This window comes from Allomuricauda ruestringensis DSM 13258 (assembly GCF_000224085.1).
Classification (GTDB): domain Bacteria; phylum Bacteroidota; class Bacteroidia; order Flavobacteriales; family Flavobacteriaceae; genus Flagellimonas; species Flagellimonas ruestringensis.
Genome location: NC_015945.1, coordinates 2,383,186 through 2,401,441 on the forward strand (window position 1 = coordinate 2,383,186; position 18,256 = coordinate 2,401,441).

An 18,256-nucleotide genomic window follows, 5' to 3' on the forward strand; every position below is an offset into this window, starting at 1 on the left:
TAGAATGCTGAAAAGAATACTCACATTATTTATCATCGTTTGTGGATGTCTGGTCAACGTAAATGCGCAACAGGACAGTATTCCCGATAAGCAGACTGCCAGGGTTATGGAAAAGGCCGACGAGCGGTACAGGCAATACTCCTTTAGTCCGGCAATAGATATTTACAAAAAAGTGTTGGACAAGGGATATAGCTCTCCAGATTTGTTAAAAAGGCTGGGAAACGCTTACTATTTTAACGCTAAGTACAAAGAAGCAGCAGATACCTATAAAAAGTTGGAAGAAACTTACCCAAATGAGATGTCTGTGGAAGATATTTTCCGATATGCACAAAGTTTAAAGTCGGTAGGGAACTATGATAAGGCTGCCCAAGTTATGCAGAGTTTTAAGGAAATGACCTCTTCCATGGTAGATTTTGATGAAGACTACATGGCCAAAATTGAGGAGAACTCCGGCAGGTATACCATAAAATCATTCCCCTACAACAGCAAGTATTCAGATTTTGCCGCTGCCTATTACGAAAAAGGCCTCATTTTCGCTTCCGATCGCGATACGGGCAACTTTGCGAGGTACAGGCACACATGGAACGCCAGAGATTTTTTAGACCTTTACAAGGTAAATGCCGATAGTGTTTCCAACGATAAGGTAGTAAAACTGGAAGGTGATGTAAATACACGATTGCATGAATCCACATCGGTGGTCACTAAAGATGGTACCACCATGTACTTTACCCGAAACAATTTCTTCGATGGAAGAAAGAAGAAGGATGAAGAAGGAATCATACGCTTAAAAATCTTTAGTGCAGAATATATTGATGGAAAGTGGACCAATATTGTGGAACTCCCATTCAATAGCGATTCTTATTCCGTGGCCCACCCCATGTTGAGTCCAGATGGCAAGAAACTCTATTTCGTTTCCGATATGCCTGGGAGTTTGGGGGAGTCGGATATTTTTGTGACAGAGATTATAGGAGATGGTACCTATGGTCCGATCCAAAATTTAGGCGACAATATCAATACCATGGCCAGGGAAACATTCCCGTACATAACCCAAGAAGGAGTACTATACTTTTCGTCCGATGGGCACCAAGGATTGGGCGGATTGGATGTTTTTGCCACTAAAATCGCGTACAACGATTATACCCAGCCAGTGGTTAACGTAGGAAAACCAGTCAATACTCCCAAAGATGACTTTTCCTTTATCTACAACACCGAAGATAAAACAGGATATTTCGCTTCAAACAGGGATGGAGGCATGGGAGATGATGACATTTACGAGTTTGTGGAGAATGAGCCACTTACATTGGACTGTATCCAAGAAGTCTCAGGAACTGTTAGAGATCGCATTTCTAACGAGGTTCTGGCCGGAGCAACCGTAAAAGTCATCGATGAGGAAAATAATGAAATTTCTTCTACTATTACTGATTCTGATGGTAACTACATACTACAATTGGATTGTTCCAAAGGTAATTTTGTAAGAGCATCAAGGGATGGTTATGTACCTGCAGAAGAATATTTGCCAATATCTGATGGAAAACCCCGAATCGTGGATTTTTATTTGGAGCGCGATTTGGTCACCGGAGGATTTGGCGACGACTTGGCAAAGTTACTACAGTTGAGCACCATATACTTTGATTTGAACAAGTATAATATCCGACCAGATGCTGAAATTGAGATCCAGAAAGTAATTGTGGCCATGGAAAAATACCCAAGTCTGAAAATTAAGGTAAACTCACATACCGATAGCCGGGGTGTTGACGCCTATAACCTTTGGTTATCACAAAAAAGAGCAGAATCCACTGTTGATTATATGATTTCCAAAGGAATTTCCCCTTCCAGATTAGAGGGTGAAGGATTTGGCGAAACCCGATTGGTAAATGACTGTATAAATGGCTCAAAATGCTCCGAAGAGGAACATCAACTTAATAGAAGATCGGAGTTCATCATTTTTGAATAAAGACTTTTTATCAAAAAATATTCAAGCGGTCTCATTATGGGGCCGTTTTTTTATGGATCCTACTTCAATTTATTCCTACTATTTTATTGGATAATTCACTTCTTCATAGTGAAGCCTGATACTTTCCCGTTTCCGTAAACTTGTAAGATTCAACCTACTAAACCCACTGTTCTATTTAGGTCTTATCGATGAACAGTCTTTAAAAAAGCATGAAAAAATATTGGGGTCACCTCAAAATTTACGGACTATACAGTTCTATTCCATCTGTTCACAACAATTATTTTCAGCCCCTAAAAGTGGGGGTAAATTTGTATCAGGTTGAAAATTCGGTAAGTAGAACTACATAAGAACTAGTAGACCAAAAATACAAAATCAACAAGACAACAAACACAATCCTCAACTAATAGTAACCTCATGAAAAAGAGCATTCTAGCCCTATTTTTTCTTTTTTTTACAGGAATTGCCTTTTCTCAAACCACAGTAACCCTTCAGGATCAATGCAATTGTGAGGTCCTTAAGGGTACGGATGTTTCCAGTTCTGGTGCGATAACACCAGTTGGTGCAGATTTGGGCGATATCTACGTAAATACCAATACAGGAACCATATATTTTTGGGATGGTGATTCATGGGAGTTGACATTTATCGATACTAATACGGTAAATAGTAGAATGGAGGTGGTCGGAACAGACTTGGTGCTAACAGACTCGGACGATAATATCGTTTCGATTCCTCTTACGGATGTTGCAGCAGGAGGAGCCGTTGGTCCTCAAGGCCCACAAGGCGACCCCGGCGTGCAAGGTCCGCAAGGCCCAACTGGTGAACAAGGCCTAGTCGGAGATAAAGGAGATAAAGGTGATAAGGGTGAGACCGGGGACAAAGGCCCACAGGGCGACCCCGGCATACAGGGTCCGCAAGGCCCAACTGGTGAACAAGGTCCGCAAGGTCCAGTAGGTGAGCAGGGTCCCGTTGGTGCACAAGGCCCACAGGGCGACCCCGGCGTGCAAGGTCCGCAAGGCCCAACGGGAGAACAAGGTCCGGTCGGCGATAAAGGAGAAACAGGCGATAAGGGTGAGACCGGGGACAAAGGCCCACAGGGCGACCCCGGCATACAAGGTCCGCAAGGCCCAGTAGGAGAACAAGGCCTAGTCGGAGATAAAGGAGAAACAGGCGATAAGGGAGAGACCGGGGACAAAGGCCCACAGGGCGACCCCGGCGTGCAAGGTCCGCAAGGTCCAGTAGGATTGCAAGGCCCAACTGGTGAACAAGGCCTAGTCGGCGATAAAGGAGATACAGGCGATAAGGGAGAGACCGGGGACAAGGGTCCACAGGGCGACCCCGGCGTACAAGGTCCGCAAGGCCCGGTAGGATTGCAAGGTCCTACTGGTGAACAAGGCCCACAGGGCCCAATAGGAGAGCAAGGCCCAATTGGCGAACAAGGCCCTGATGGACTTGCTAATTTAGTTGTGACAACTGCAGAACCTGCAGGGCTTAACTGTACAGTTGGAGGAGTAAAAGTCGAAACTGGAATTGACGACAATAATAATGGTACATTAGATATTAGTGAAGTTGATTACACAGAATATGTTTGTAATGGTGATCCTTCAACAGATGATCAAAAAGCATCAGAAGTGGATTCAGATACTCCGGTAGATGTAGACGGAGATGGAAACACGGAAGCTACGGTAGAAGACGTAATTCAGGATATAGCGCCAATTACATCCAAAGCGGCAAGAATCTTTTATCCACCATCAATTGCAATTGATGCTTCAACCAATGGCACTTTTAGTCTTGATCTCTACCAAGAATACATCAACCAGTATGGTTCGCCAACAGTCGGAAGTACGGGTGCACCTGCTGCAATTCCAACTTATAGTCGTACTGATTTGTATTACTACGTAACCTATGCAGACCCTACAGTGTTCGACACTGGAAGTATGACAATCGATGCAAATGGTAATTTGAATTATACTGTTCAGGCACAACCTGCCGACTACAATGCATTGATCAACGTGGTTTTTGTAGTAAAATAATAAGGACTAAAGACGGATAGAATTTGAAATCAAATACCTCATATAAGTCTTTACTCATAGGACTGATTGTTCTCTTTGCAGGAGTAAATCTTGCAAGTGCTCAGTTTCTGTTGCAAGCGCCAGATACTGGCGATGAGCATAACTATCAATGGTTTGAGGCATCGGATACTGGAACTGTTTTGGGAACCAATTCATTTTATGAAGCTACCCAACCCGGTGTCTATTTTGCCACTTATGATGGAACACTCTGTGGGTCCAATGCGACGGGTTATTTTATATTGACCGATTGCGAAGCACCCAACAATGAGGTGGTCTTGGATATTTCAGCTAGTGTTCCTTCGGGGGCTACCGTAAGCTGGAGCCCTGCTCTAAGTGGAGATCAAACCAGACCTACCGTTACAAGTACCCAAACTGTAATGAGGTATGTAGCCACCATAACAAAAATCGGTAATAGTACAGAACTGCCACGTTTTACGGTGGTATGCATGAGTCAAGCAGCAAACATGATGAATGACATGATTGCTGTCAATGAAGACGAATCGGTTGTCGTACCCATATTTGATAATGATTCAGATGTACCGACCGAAGGTACATTGACGATTACTGACCCATCTAACGGAACAGTGAACGTTGATGACAATGGAACCCCCAATGATCCATCTGATAATCTGGTGACCTATATGCCCAACCTAGATTTTAATGGCAACGATGGTTTTGAATATACCATTTGTAATGCTTTTGGGGATTGTAGTACAGCGACAGTTACGATTGATGTACTTCCAATTGTGGATGCCAACGACGATTCGGTATCTACTAATATAGGTGTGGAAGCGGTTGTTTCTTGGCGAGCCAATGATAACGATATACCTACTACGGGTTCTATCACAGCTACAGACCCATCCAACGGAACCGTTGTTTTAAATGATAATGGTACGGTCAATAATCCATCCGATGATGATATAACCTACGTGCCAAATTCTGGATTTACGGGTACGGATTCTTTCGAATATACAGTATGTGACGCAAATGGAAATTGTAGTACCGCAACGATTACGGTAATCGTTAATCCTTCAGGAATTGATTTGGATAGTGACAATGATGGTATTGTGGACAGTTTTGAAGACCTGAACACTGATAACGATAATGACCCATCAACCAACCCTACGGATACAGATGGCGATGGTATACCCGATTATTTGGACATTGATAGTGATAATGATGGTATTCCTGATAATATTGAGGCACAACCTGTCTTGGGCTACATTGCCCCAAGTTTAGTGGATGAAAACGGTAACGGTTTGGACGATGCGTATGAAAATGATGGAAATGTAGGATTGATCCCTATTGATTCCGATAATGATGGTATTCCAGATTATGTGGATGATGACAGTGACAATGATAATGTCCCTGATGCCATTGAAGGGCACGACCATGACCATAACGGTATTGCAGATGTGGAGCTGATCGGTTCCGATAAGGATAATGACGGTTTGGACGATGGTTATGAAAGGGAAACAGTAATCGACATTAATGTAAACGATGAAATGGATGATCCAAGTACAGCCTTACCGGATAACGATTCTGACGGTATCCCAGATTTTAGGGATTCTGATGATGACGATGACGGCATCCAAACCATGGACGAAGATTTGGATATGGATGGAAACTATGCCAACGATGATTCCAACGAAAATGGTATCCCAAATTACCTAGATGAAGATTTGGGTGAGTTGACCGCTACAGAAGAGGAGCCCGACCCAATCAATGTAATTACACCAAATGGTGATACGGTACATGATGTGTTTACCATAAAATATATAGAAAACTACCCAAACAACACCGTACGAATTTACAATAGATGGGGGGTAATGGTTTTCCAGACCAAGTCCTATAATACGAGCGGTAATGTCTTTGATGGTACTTCCCAAGGAAGGGTTACCGTGGATAAGGATAACAAATTACCAGTTGGTACCTATTTCTACGTAATAGATTATGAGGATCAAAATGGAAACATGAAACAAATTTCAGGTTATCTATACATAAACAGATAAAGAATGGTTACTGTGGAGAAAAAGATGTTTAAAGGAAAAATGCAATGGTTGTTTGTGCTGTTTCTTTTTGGTGTGGCGAGCATACATGCACAACAAGATGCACAGTACACCCAATATATGTACAACACGGTAAGTGTTAACCCTGCCTATGCAGGTTCGCGGGGTCATTTGAGCATTGCAGGCTTGTACCGTAACCAATGGTTGGGGCTCGATGGGGCACCAGAGACCCAAACATTGAATGTTCACACACCGGTTGGTTATCGCGGTGTTGGTTTGGGATTATCCATTGTAAACGATAAGATCGGACCTACTTCCGAGACCTATTTTGATGTAGATTTTTCCTATACCATACAAACTTCAGATGAAGGTAAATTGAGTTTTGGTCTTAAGGGAAGTGCCCATATGTTGGACATACGCTATTCCGAACTCGATGAGTTTGAGGTGGATCCACAACTGCAATCGCAACAAGACATTCAGAATAAATTTTCACCGAACATTGGAGCAGGTGTATATTATCATACCGATAAATTTTATGCTGGTATTTCGGCTCCAAGAATGTTGGAGACCACCCATTTTGATTCATCCTCGGCTTCTACAGCCAAGGAACAGATGAACCTTTACCTAATTACTGGATATGTTTGGGACTTAAACCCATCTTTAAAGTTTAAGCCCACACTTTTGACCAAAACGGTACAAGGAGCGCCGTTACAAGTGGATCTCTCCGCCAACTTTATGTTGAACGAAAAATTTATTGGTGGAGTGGCCTATCGCTGGGATGCCGCGTTTAGTGGCCTTATGGGCTTCATGTTGTCCGACCAATTTATGATCGGTCTCGCCTATGACCGTGAAATATCGGAACTTGGAGCAGCCACCTTTAACGATGGCTCCTTTGAAATCATTTTAAGATATGATTTTATCAGAAATATCGGAAACATGAAATCCCCGCGTTTCTTTTAGGAAGAATTTAAATACCTATTCCCGTTATTTTATTGCAAAGGTCATATTTTTACCAAATGAGAGAGGAAAATGTGATACTTGTAAATGAAAAGGACGAGCCCATTGGTTTAATGCCCAAAATGGAAGCCCATGAAAAGGCATTGCTGCACCGGGCATTCTCGGTTTTTGTGATGAATGCAAAGGGAGAGACCATGCTTCAGCAAAGGGCCAAGGATAAATACCATTCCCCATTGTTATGGACCAACACATGCTGTAGCCATCAACGGGAAGGAGAAAGCAATATTGATGCCGGTAAACGAAGGCTCATGGAAGAGATGGGCTTTACCACAGAACTCAAGGAACTTTTCAATTTTGTGTACAAGGCCCCTTTTGACAATGGCCTTACCGAACACGAGTTCGACCACGTGATGGTGGGATATTTTGAAAACGAGCCCAACATCAATCCCGATGAAGTTGCCGATTGGAAATGGATGCATCCTGAAGATATCAAAAGAGATGTCGCAGAAAACCCCGAAGAATACACCGCATGGTTCAAAATTATTTTTGAACGTTTCTACGATCATCTTATGCAAAACACTCCGGCACAATGAAAGTAAAAGCAAGTAGAAAGGCCAGTTTTAATGCAGCCCATAGATTGTACAGACCAGATTGGGACGACGAAAAAAACAATGCGGTCTTTGGAAAATGCAACAACCCAAAGTTTCACGGACATAATTACGACCTAATAGTCAGTGTTACAGGGGAAATTGATCAGGAAACCGGCTTTGTTATGGATTTAAAAGTCCTCAAGGAGTTGATTAAGGAACATGTTGAGGAAGCATTGGACCATAAAAACCTAAACCTGGATGTTCCAGAATTCGAGAATTTAAACCCTACCGCCGAAAACATAGCAGTAGTGATATGGAACAAGTTGAGGCCCCATATAAGTAAAGATAAGGAGTTGGAAGTTGTACTCTATGAAACTCCCCGAAATTTTGTAACCTATACAGGATAAGATGAACCTATATCCATTAAAATTCAAACCGATCCTTAAAGAAAGACTTTGGGGGGGCACCAAATTAAAAGATGTTTTAAACAAGCCCCTTGAAAGCGAAATCACTGGCGAAAGCTGGGAACTCTCCGGAGTCTATGGCGATATTTCTGAAGTATCCAATGGGGACTTGGCGGGAACTTCGCTTCAACATTTGATGAACGAACAAGGAGAAGCACTTTTGGGAAAGAGTGTTGTGGAACGTTTTGGGAACGAATTCCCCATACTCATCAAATTTATTGATGCCAAGCAAGACCTTTCCATACAATTGCATCCCAACGACGAGTTAGCCAAAGAACGGCACAATTCCTTTGGAAAAACGGAGATGTGGTACATTATGGATGCCGACCCTGGCGCTAAACTGATTGTGGGCTTCAATAAAGATGTAGAAAAACAAGAGTACATTAAAAGTATTGAAGAAGGCACTTTAACCGATTTGATGAACTATGAAGAAGTAGGGGAAGGGGATACGTTCTTTATCAATACGGGGAAAATCCATGCTATTGGTGAAGGTGTGCTTTTGGCCGAGATTCAGCAGACCTCCGATATCACCTATAGAGTTTTCGATTTCAACAGAAAGGATAAGGACGGAAATCTAAGGGAATTACACACCTGCTTGGCCGTTGATGCCATCGACTATGAAAAAAAGGATGATTTTAAGATAGATTATCCGAAACTGCCAGATGCTGTCAACCCCATGGTGGATTGCCCATACTTTAAAACCAATTTTATGGAGTTGGCCCAACCTTTAAAGCAAGATATAACAGATAGGGACTCTTTTACTATTTATATGTGCGTTGGTGGAGAAGCAACCATTAACAACGATTGGGGAAGCGCATCCATTAAAAAAGGGGAAACTGTTCTTGTGGCTGCATCAAGCAGTTATATAGATATTGATACCCAAGGAACTAAACTTTTAGAAGTTACCATTTAATGGTATCTTTAAACAAAACTGCCGCATTATGCCAAGTATTCGTGATTTAAAAAAAGATGTCAATTTTGTCTTGGGAGACATTATTGAGGCTGTCTACATTTGGGAAGCCGGTTCAGGTAACAAAGAATCTGAAGAAGGAACCGTAATCATAGACGAAGCCATTGAGGTGTACGACAACCTCATGGATAAAATCAATCAAAAAAAGATAGAGGACACTAAAGCCCACTTTAAGTCCATACGGACCGAATTGGAGGAAAAGGCCACTAAATTGGTCGAACAGCTCAATAGCCTTGAAGCTTAATTCTTTTTATCCAAAAATTCTTTGAATTCCTTTCCGTATTTGGATGCAGCCACCTTAGGGGTCAATCCTCTGTAAATGGAGTCCAAGTACTTTGGATTTGCCTCGCTGGCCTCTGTCATCATAATATAGGGAGTGGCATATGAACCCCCATTGTTGAGACCAAAATTTAAGGCATATCGGTATCGGCTGATCGTGTTTTGGTTCATCAGTCGTTGAATGGAGTCCAAAGCAACGGAATCTTCCTGTAATTCGGGTGTAGAGGCTTGTTGCGCCAGTGTTAGTTGTTTGATGTTGAATTTGGAAGCCATTTCGTAGAACTCCAAGAGCTTTTCATGGGATTTGGAACCAGAAATTTCAACATTGGTATCAAAAGTGTTCCAAGCAGTATTGATTAGGATGTTCCCCGACTCTCCAAAAAAGGTAATTCTATCGTTGATGTCGTTATTGTCTTCCTTCTTTAGGTAGAGATAAAATATTTCTGGTTCATCCACCTCGGCCGAAAAACTAAATGCCCCGTCTCCTTTTATTTCCAAAGAATCCAAAACAGCCAAGGTGGAATCCTTGAATTGTTGCAAATAGAGGGTCCCTTTTTTGAGTCCTTTAATGTTTCCACTAACGATCATGGTGTTTTCCGTAGGCTGTTCACAGGACAGTACGGTCAATCCAACTAGCAATACAAACAAAATCCGCTTCATCATATAATTTTAGCTGGGCAAATATGCATAATCTTCTGAAAATATTTAAACATTTGAGGCGACTTCCATCAACAAAGCACATAAATAGGCTCCTGCCGTACCCACAACATAGCCAAAAACGGCCAAAAGAATGCCCACAGAGGTCAAGGAAGGATGGAACTCAGCGGCAACAACGGGAGCAGAAGCAGCTCCTCCTACATTAGCCTGACTGCCCACGGCCAAGAAAAAGAAAGGTGCTTTTATGATTTTTGCCATCAAAATAAGCAGTCCGGCATGGATAGTAATCCAAATTAGTCCAATGGCAATAAGCCCCGGATTGTCCAGCACTTTGCCCAAATCCATTTTCATTCCGATGGTCGCCACTAAAATATAAATGAACATGCCGCCAATTTTACTGGCCCCGGCACCTTCATAATTTTTGGCCTTGGTAAACGAGAGACCGATTCCGATAGCGGTGGCAAAAACAACCATCCAAAGAAATTCAGACCCAAGGGAGGACAATATTTTTTGCGGATTTCGGATGACCTCAAAATTATCCTGTAAAAAACCGGCAAAATGATGTCCAGTTAAATGGGCAACACCTACCCCCACAAATGCAAAGAACAACAACATGATGAAATCCTTGAGTGTAGTGACCCTTGCAATTTTTTCAGTGTGGGTAGATACTTTTACCTTGAGCGCTTCTATGGATGAGGTGTCGGCCTTGAGCCAACGGTCAATTTTGTCCGTTTTGCCCACTCCCAAAAGTATGATGGCCAACCATAGATTGGCGACCACAATGTCTATAAGTACCATGCCTCCGTAACTTTCTTGATTGTATTTAAACACTTCGAGCATGGCTGCTTGGTTGGCGCCACCCCCGATCCAGCTTCCTGCAATGGTGGCAAGTCCTCTCCAAACAGCATCTGGTCCAACACCACCCACTGTTTCAGGAGAAAATATGGAAACAATCAATATGGCGATAGGTCCACCGATTACTATACCCACGGTTCCGGTCAAGAACATGATCAATGCTTTGGAACCTAGATTCAAGATAGCTTTGAGGTCAATGCTTAAGGTCATTAATATTAATGCAGCGGGTAAGAGGTAGCGACTAGCTACATAATAGGTGTTGGACGATGATTCATCCACAATGCCCACGCTGGCCAAAATGGCGGGCAATAGATAGCACATGAGCACGGTGGGGACCACACGATAAAATTTCCCCCAGAAACCGGTTTTTATGGATGAGGTATAAAAAACAAAACCTAAACAGAGGCAAAGCAGCCCAAATATGACGGTGTCTTGGGTAAAAGGTAGTTGGTCCATAGAATTTGTAAGCTAATTGCCCAAATATAGGAAAATCGTCGGGGTGGTGGTTTAGCTGTTTAAGGTTTTGAAATGTTACTGACCCCTTTCCTTCTTGTTCTGATAGCTTAAAAAGCAGAGCCGATGAACAGTATACCATTACTACGGACTGTTCACTAGATATTCAACCAATACGTAAACTTTAAATTAATGGAACGATTTCGGGGCACAAAGGAATTAACGAAGTAATTGTCGTTGTACACCAAAAATAGGTCGGACAGGGGAGCAAAACGCCATTGTAAACGCGAGTTGAACCCTAAATTGTCCAGTTGGTTGCTATATTGGATCAGTGTGGACCAAAAAACAGACTTGTTGAAAGTTATATCTATTTTGGGACTCACCAACCAAAGGTCCTCGCTCTCGTAGGGTTGTGGTAGTTTAATGCTGTTATAGTTTAGGCCCAAGGAGAGCAGCATTGTAGGTTGGAGTCTAAGGCTCATGTCCCCTTCCAAAACAAACCGCGTACCGTTATAAAAATCTCCATACCCTGGTTGTACCGAATAAGAAAATACCCGTCTCCTGTCGCTTTGAAACCCCATTTCATAACTGGTGTAATAATACCCTACATTGGCAGGTAGTTCGGTGCCCCCGTCCGTACCCGTTGGATCAAAAGTCTCGGTAAGGTATGTATAACGATTGAATAGCCTGACAGCAATTTCTTCTTGTGATTTAAATTTGGCTTGCCAACTGGAAAAAATTGCATAATCCGTGTTCATATAATCTAGGGTTGGTCTCCAAATTACATTGGGACTGAACCGGAACCCGTGAGAATTTAGTTTTCCTTTTTGTGGCCAAAAATTAAATTCCACAAAAGGTCTTGCGGCCACAATATCTTGTCTGCGAACATATCCCAAATCTGAGCGGAAGTCGTTGCCCACAAAATTTCCTCGAACCCCAAAGTTTAAGAACCTGGAATTATATCGCAGATCTAGCCCTCCCGAAGCATCGCGGTCTTCGATATCGTGGGCAAAGGATTTATGGTAGAAAAACTTGCCCGTCCATGTATTGTTGACCGATGCCAGATTGTAGTCCATCCCAACCACTCGGTTGTACCTGTCGGTTTCCTCCAAAAAATCGTAATCCCCAAAACTTTGACGGTTTACAAAAATGAAACTGAGGTTGGAACGGGAAAACATTTTTTTCTGAAGTGCAAAAACCGTATTGTTGTTGCTGGGGATTTCGTTTTCCTTATCTTCTTCGGTTTGAAGGTTTAATAGCCCAAGCCGCCAATTTTTATTTAACTTTCCACTTAGTCTTATCCCGCCCACGATACCATTTTCTATGGTTTCATCGTCCGCATTTTGTGCAATTCCTATTCTTCGAGAGAAAAAGGGGTTGGAATCCCTTTCGTTTCCAAAAGAACCAAAAAGGTCGCTATTGTCTATAAAGAACTGGCGTTTTTCGGGCAGCGAAACTTCAAAACGGGAAACGTTGGTAATCAAATTGTCCACTTCCACATTGGAAAAATCCGGGTTTAGGGTGACGTCCAAGTTCATACCATTGCCTATGGAAATTTTTGCATCCCCACCAAAATCGAATTTGCTCAGATCTTCATTGTTGTCATAGTCCTTTCCGACAATTCCGTTTACATAAGGAATAAGGGCCATAGGGGTTCTGGATTTTCCTAAAGGCTTTTCAAATACCATATCGCCCATAAACGCCAAGCTGTACACGAGCTGATTTTGGGGTATCTTCATCCAAGTACTGGTTTCGTTGGTCTGCATATCAAACCTATAGCTGTTGAAACGCCACTTTGTTTCTCCTTGCTTAAACTTGAAAGATGTTAAAGGAATTGCGATTTCGCAGATGTAGTATCCATCAAATACTTTTGCCTCTCCTTGCCACTTTACGTCCCATGATGTGGTAAAACCGCTTGGACCGGACCCGCCATTGGAAATCAAAGCTTCTCTCCGAACACCATAGGGGTTCATACCAAAAAGGAAAGCATTGGTACCATCATTAAAGGTATCGAACATTAAACTGATGTTGTCATTGCCACCTGCTCTGTAATCTCTTTTTAAAGACGGAATCACATAATCGTCACCTTCGGTATCCAATCTGATACCAACATAGAGTGTAGTGCTGTTGTACACCATCTTAATGTCGGTCTGCTGTCCTGCAAGTGTGGTGTCCGAAGGAAAGTATTGATGAAAATTGTTGGCACTTTCTGAAGTTTCCCAGGCACTTTCATCCAAGACACCATCTACTTTAATGACATCGTTTATGAACTTAACTGTAAAGGTTTTAGGATCGGATTGGGAAAAGAGGGCAATAGGGAGCAAGATTGTAACGAATACAAAAAGTTTTCTTAACATTGGTTTAGTTTAGTTGGTTTAACAAAATTACAGGATTGGTAGTTAAAAAAATCCCAAAATCCTGAATTAGATTGTCCTCTGGTAAAACATTCTGAAAATTAGCCGTGATTTGTTTTATAATCACCTCCTTCTATTCTAAAAGACGTTAAAAAATGAAAAAAACCTTATTGCTACTGTTTTTATTTCCCTTTATAGTTTTTGGCAATACTATTTGGGGGAAAACTGGGCACCGTGTTACCGGACAAATTGCACAAGAATATTTAACAGGAAAGACCAAAAGAGCTTTGAACGATTTGTTGGATGGTCATAGCCTAGCTTTTATTTCCACATTTGCAGATGATATAAAAGCTGACAGGGCCTATTCAAAATATTCGGCATGGCATTATGTCAACTACCCATTGGGTATGCGTTATAGGGATTCGGAGAAAAGTGAATATGGTGATATTGTTACTGCAATTGAGGAATGTATATTTAAAGTAAAGGATAAGAAAAATACGCGGGAGGACCGTATTTTCCATTTAAAAATGTTGGTTCACCTTATTGGGGACCTACACCAACCCATGCATGCGAGTAGGGCAAAGGACAAAGGAGGGAACGACATTCAAGTACAGTGGTTTGGAGAGGGAAGCAATTTACACCGGGTATGGGACAAAAACCTTATCGAATCTTATGGGATGACCTATACGGAACTGGCATCTGAATTGGACGGGGTGAACCGTAAGGAACGTAAAAAAATCCAAGAGGGAACCATTTATGATTGGGTCGATGAATCCCACGAAATATGTGCAGAACTATACGAATCTGTTGAAGTGGGCGATAAACTGGGATACCGTTACTCCTACGATTATAACGATCTATTGTTCCAACAGCTCCAAAAAGGAGGATTGCGGCTGGCCAAGGTCTTGAACGATGTATTCGGGTAAAAGTTTTAGGACTGCAATACCGTTTTCAATTGATTTCTATATTCCGAAGGGTTTTGCCCAGTAAATGCCTTAAAGGACTTATTAAAGTGTGAGAAGTTGTTAAAACCACTGTCATAACACACCTGGGTAATGCTCATGGGCTGCTCTGCCAACAGTTTGGAGGCGTGCACCAATCTATACTCGTTAACAAACTGGGTAAACGTTTTGTGGGTAATTTTTTTAAAGTATCTACAAAAAGAAGGTACCGTCATACTCACTATATCCGCAATTTGTTCCAAGCTAATATCTTCCTTAAAGTTTGCCTTTACATAATTGAAGACAATATTGATACGATCATTGTCCTTTACCTCGGTCTCAATGGAAAATCCTTCGGCGTTCAAAACATTCATTTCGGTGGAGGTGGCTAAAATGTTCAATATATTAAGGATGGACAATAACCTTTGGAAATCTGTCTGGTATTCCAAAATTTCCATTTTCTCACCAACTTTCATTTTGGTCTTTCCAGAAAAGGCGATGCCCCCTTTGGCAACCTCGAACAATTTCTGAATATTTTTCATCTCTGGAATATTGAAAAAATCACTTCCCAGAAAATCCACCTTCATCTGCACCAAAGTCTCACTCTTGTTACCGGTAAGCTTATCGGTAAAGCCACAATGTGGCAAATTGGAACCAATAAGGATGAGGTCACCGTTCCTATAATAAGATACGTGACTGCCTATTTGCCTTTTGCCAGACCCCCCATTCACATAAACCAACTCCAATTCTGGGTGGTAATGCCAACCATTGTTCTTGTTCTCATTGTTTGCATTGAATTTTTGAAACGCGAACGAGTGGCCAAAACTTGGGGCTATTGCTTCAAATGCAGGTTTTTGGATCATTTAGCGCAATTTTTCTCTTTTTATACCATAAAGGTAAAAAACTAATTACCGTGCAAATATCTACAATGTTAACTTAAAGTTATGCTATTTTATCATTAATACTATGTTAAAACACATACCATGTTAATATAGCACATAAACTGGAAAAGATGGTGGTATTTCTGTGCGCCAATGCGACATACATTTGTACTGTAATCTTAAAAAAACGAAGTGTTATGAACGTAGTAAAAAATTTAACAGTAGCAGCAGTCCTTTTGATATCCTCTTTGGGAATGGCTAACGGAAACACAACCGATTTTGGCAAAAAAGTAGTGGCCAAGTACGAGGTTGAAAAGAATTTGGTAAAAGTAAACCTTGACCCTGTATTTGTAAAGAAAGGTCAAAAAATTATGATGAACCTTTTGAACATTTCTAAAGGAAAGGTGCTTTTAAAGGTATACGATAGCGAAGGCAGACTTGTTTTTGATGAAGCTATCGACGGTGACATCGTTGTTGAAAAAGCATTCAACTTCGAAAAAGCCTTTAAGGATGAATATACCATAGTTGTAGTGGACAAATTTGGAACCTACAAGAAAACTATGGAGGTAAGATAGTTTGTTTAGTTAATTTTTATGTGCATTGGGGGGCGAGAGCCCCCTTTTTTTATGCCCATTTTTTAAGTTTTTCTCTTTTGTTGGGTGGGAGTGCTTCATTTTTTAAGGCCAACTCCAAAACGTCTTGGTCTTTTTCTTTAGAAAAAATCAACATATAGAATTCCTGAACGGTCAAAAGGTTTTTAGACTCCTCTGCCAGTTGCATGGAATCACCAACACGTACTGTACCCGGTTGCAAAACACGAACATAGGTTCCAGGAAAACCATGGTTTATAAATTGTTTCAGTATATTTTGGTCTTCAAATCGAATGCCCAGTTTATAGCAAGGCTCCCTGGGTTGTGTTATCTGGACTAGTGCAGAACCTAGTTTATAAATACTACCTATCCGTATTTGGGATTCATTCAAGCTGTCAAGAGTCAAATTTTCACCGAACATGCCCCAATCCCATTCCAAATGGGGGTATTTTGCTTTCCAATGTGGATAGTTGCGGGCAGAAAACAAATAACAGGCCTTGTAAATACCACCATGGTATTTTCGGTCAACAACGGTGTCGCCATGCACATCTTCAGAATCTAAAAAGAGCGGTTCTTTAACAGGGAATTTGTAAATTCCGGTTGTGGTTTCCTTGCCGTTCCAAACAATTTTTGTGGGTTTTCCGAGGTTTGTAGAGATAACTTTCATAATGGCAAGTTATAAAAAACCACCGCTTGTGGCGGTGGTCCTTCATTTAAATTTGATATAAAAAATGTTTAATCCTCTTTTTCCAATTTCTTGGTCATGTTAAACCCTACCATGAGTCCAACACCGGCCAATAAGAAGATAGTGCCTGGGTAAGCTACTTCATCATCGACCCCTAAACTATATACCAAAATGGAGGCTACAAAAATGGCTGCTCCAATACCGATAAGTAGTAGAGAAAGGTTAAGGATGATGATTTTCCAGAAAGGTGCTGCACCTTCTCGTTTTCCCCGGACAAAAATACTGGCATCCGCTCCTTTTTCTATTAAAGCCAATCGTTCTTTGTTTCTTGTTGAAAAATAGAGGTAGGCAATCGCAAAGATGACTCCAAAAATGATTGGTAAAATGATTACTTCTGATCCCATAACGGTTCGTTTTAATGATTATTCGTATTTTTTTGTTCATAACCTATGACGACAGTTTTCTAACTTAGGTTACATAAATTCATAAATATTACTTTTTGTGTAACCTAAACTGCACTTTTGGCGTCCAATGAGCAATGCTGACCAACAAGGAAAAGGAACTGATTTCGGAAATATGCAAGGGGAATACCCGGGCGTTCTCCGATTTTGTGGATAATTATAAGGATTTGGTCTTTACTTTGTCCGTAAGAATGTTGGGCAATAGGGAGGAAGCGGAAGAGGTCTCCCAAGATGTATTTATTAAGGTATATAAATCCCTGCCCAGCTTTAAAGGCGATTCCAAGCTATCGACTTGGATGTATAGAATTGCCTATAATACCTGTTTGGACAGGATTAGAAAAATAAAAAAGAAAAGAACCCATACCGATTTGGAACATATTGAGCAACTTGCCCATTCGGAAATGGATACTGCTCTGGACAAAATGGTCAGGGAGGAAAGAAGCGAAATAATTGGTCAATGTCTATCACAATTATCGGCGGAAGATGCAGGAATCCTTACATTGTTTTATTTTGAGGAAAAGAATTTGCAGGAAATAGGGGTAACAACCAATCTTTCCGTAAATACGTTGAAGGTTAGGTTGTTCAGGGCCAGAAAAAAATTGGCCGGGATTATGGAAAAAAATATGAACAAAGAAATATTGGAGAGCAATGGATAAGAACGAGGACAAAAAACTGGAAGCTTTTATTGATAAACTCATGGAAGATGCCCCATTGGAGTCACCTTCTGTTGATTTTACCCAAAATGTGGTACAAAAAATCGAAGCGGAAGTACACCGTGAGGTTTTTGAATATAAGCCTTTGTTGTCGGGAAAGCTTTTGACCTTTTTATCCGTGACCTTTATTGCTTTGCTCGTTTACATTGGGTCTCAAGTAGGGGTCGATAATGGTCAGGGGTGGTTTAAAAACCTGAATATGGAAGCTTGGTTCCAAACTGATTGGGGGTGGATGCAACATTACGCTTCTTCCAAAATAATGCTGTACGGCTTCCTGTTTTTGGGGCTTATGTTTTTTGCCCAAATCCCTTGGTTGAAAAGGCAAATGGACAAAACAGCTTATTAAAGATTGAATTAAAAGAGGCCGTCTAAA

18 protein-coding genes are annotated in these 18,256 nt (G+C 41.4%); 12 read left to right on the forward strand and 6 right to left on the reverse strand.

All coding sequences use genetic code 11. The annotated features are described in order from the left end of the window. The first annotated feature begins 4 nt into the window (after positions 1-4). The 8 genes from MURRU_RS10740 (at position 5) to MURRU_RS10775 (ending at position 9,258) form a co-directional block, all read left to right on the forward strand. Complete coding sequence (locus MURRU_RS10740) at positions 5-1,954, forward strand: OmpA family protein (RefSeq protein ID WP_014033491.1); 1,950 nt, start codon at positions 5-7, stop codon at positions 1,952-1,954. Positions 1,955-2,368: 414 nt separating this feature from the next. Next, positions 2,369-3,985, forward strand: coding sequence for a DUF7151 family protein (locus MURRU_RS18155; protein WP_014033493.1), 1,617 nt, complete (start codon positions 2,369-2,371; stop codon positions 3,983-3,985). A gap of 23 nt (positions 3,986-4,008) precedes the next feature. Continuing rightward, positions 4,009-6,036, forward strand: a complete 2,028-nt coding sequence (locus MURRU_RS10750; RefSeq protein ID WP_014033494.1) for a T9SS type B sorting domain-containing protein — start codon at positions 4,009-4,011, stop codon at positions 6,034-6,036. A gap of 24 nt (positions 6,037-6,060) precedes the next feature. Continuing rightward, a complete protein-coding gene (locus MURRU_RS10755) occupies positions 6,061-6,993 on the forward strand; it encodes a PorP/SprF family type IX secretion system membrane protein (protein ID WP_417870658.1) in 933 nt (310 codons plus the stop codon). Between the two features lie 56 nt (positions 6,994-7,049). Then, a complete protein-coding gene (gene idi / locus MURRU_RS10760) occupies positions 7,050-7,583 on the forward strand; it encodes an isopentenyl-diphosphate Delta-isomerase (protein WP_014033496.1) in 534 nt (177 codons plus the stop codon). Next, positions 7,580-7,987: a 6-pyruvoyl trahydropterin synthase family protein gene (locus MURRU_RS10765; RefSeq protein WP_014033497.1), complete on the forward strand. Its 408-nt coding sequence runs from the start codon at positions 7,580-7,582 to the stop codon at positions 7,985-7,987. Before idi ends, MURRU_RS10765 begins: the two co-directional genes overlap by 4 nt. A gap of 1 nt (position 7,988) precedes the next feature. Next, a complete protein-coding gene (locus MURRU_RS10770; RefSeq protein ID WP_014033498.1) occupies positions 7,989-8,957 on the forward strand; it encodes a type I phosphomannose isomerase catalytic subunit in 969 nt (322 codons plus the stop codon). 28 nt (positions 8,958-8,985) lie between these two features. After that, positions 8,986-9,258 carry a hypothetical protein gene (locus MURRU_RS10775; protein WP_014033499.1) on the forward strand — a complete coding sequence of 91 codons (273 nt, stop codon included), beginning with the start codon at positions 8,986-8,988 and terminating at the stop codon, positions 9,256-9,258. Here MURRU_RS10775 and MURRU_RS10780 read toward each other — a convergent pair. The 3 genes from MURRU_RS10780 to MURRU_RS10790 form a co-directional block, all read right to left on the reverse strand. Beyond that, positions 9,255-9,956 carry a DUF4369 domain-containing protein gene (locus MURRU_RS10780; RefSeq protein WP_014033500.1) on the reverse strand — a complete coding sequence of 234 codons (702 nt, stop codon included), beginning with the start codon at positions 9,954-9,956 and terminating at the stop codon, positions 9,255-9,257. The two genes, MURRU_RS10775 and MURRU_RS10780, sit on opposite strands and share 4 nt — an antisense overlap. Before the next feature lie 42 nt (positions 9,957-9,998). Then, entirely contained in the window at positions 9,999-11,261 is a 1,263-nt protein-coding gene (locus MURRU_RS10785; protein WP_014033501.1) for a DUF819 family protein, read from the reverse strand. A gap of 155 nt (positions 11,262-11,416) precedes the next feature. Further along, positions 11,417-13,615, reverse strand: a complete 2,199-nt coding sequence (locus MURRU_RS10790) for a DUF5916 domain-containing protein (protein ID WP_014033502.1) — start codon at positions 13,613-13,615, stop codon at positions 11,417-11,419. Between the two features lie 152 nt (positions 13,616-13,767). Here MURRU_RS10790 and MURRU_RS10795 point away from each other — a divergent pair, with 152 nt between their 5' ends. Next, positions 13,768-14,538: a S1/P1 nuclease gene (locus MURRU_RS10795; RefSeq protein WP_014033503.1), complete on the forward strand. Its 771-nt coding sequence runs from the start codon at positions 13,768-13,770 to the stop codon at positions 14,536-14,538. A 5-nt stretch (positions 14,539-14,543) separates the two neighbouring features. On the opposite strand, the gene MURRU_RS10800 is transcribed toward MURRU_RS10795, so the two are convergent. Next, positions 14,544-15,416, reverse strand: coding sequence for an AraC family transcriptional regulator (locus tag MURRU_RS10800; RefSeq protein ID WP_014033504.1), 873 nt, complete (start codon positions 15,414-15,416; stop codon positions 14,544-14,546). 215 nt (positions 15,417-15,631) lie between these two features. On the opposite strand from MURRU_RS10800, the gene MURRU_RS10805 reads away from it, so the two are divergent. Next, positions 15,632-16,009, forward strand: a complete 378-nt coding sequence (locus MURRU_RS10805; RefSeq protein ID WP_014033505.1) for a hypothetical protein — start codon at positions 15,632-15,634, stop codon at positions 16,007-16,009. 49 nt (positions 16,010-16,058) lie between these two features. Here the strand turns inward: MURRU_RS10805 and MURRU_RS10810 are convergent, their stop codons facing one another. Together MURRU_RS10810 and MURRU_RS10815 are read right to left on the reverse strand one after the other, a co-directional pair. After that, positions 16,059-16,691, reverse strand: coding sequence for an MOSC domain-containing protein (locus tag MURRU_RS10810; RefSeq protein WP_014033506.1), 633 nt, complete (start codon positions 16,689-16,691; stop codon positions 16,059-16,061). Between the two features lie 68 nt (positions 16,692-16,759). Then, a complete protein-coding gene (locus tag MURRU_RS10815; RefSeq protein WP_014033507.1) occupies positions 16,760-17,113 on the reverse strand; it encodes a DUF6249 domain-containing protein in 354 nt (117 codons plus the stop codon). A gap of 134 nt (positions 17,114-17,247) precedes the next feature. Between MURRU_RS10815 and MURRU_RS10820 the strand changes: the two genes are divergently transcribed. Continuing rightward, on the forward strand, positions 17,248-17,826 hold the full coding sequence (locus MURRU_RS10820) for an RNA polymerase sigma factor (RefSeq protein WP_014033508.1): 579 nt from the start codon (positions 17,248-17,250) through the stop codon (positions 17,824-17,826). Continuing rightward, on the forward strand, positions 17,819-18,229 hold the full coding sequence (locus MURRU_RS10825) for a hypothetical protein (RefSeq protein WP_014033509.1): 411 nt from the start codon (positions 17,819-17,821) through the stop codon (positions 18,227-18,229). Before MURRU_RS10820 ends, MURRU_RS10825 begins: the two co-directional genes overlap by 8 nt. Positions 18,230-18,256: the final 27 nt, after the last annotated feature.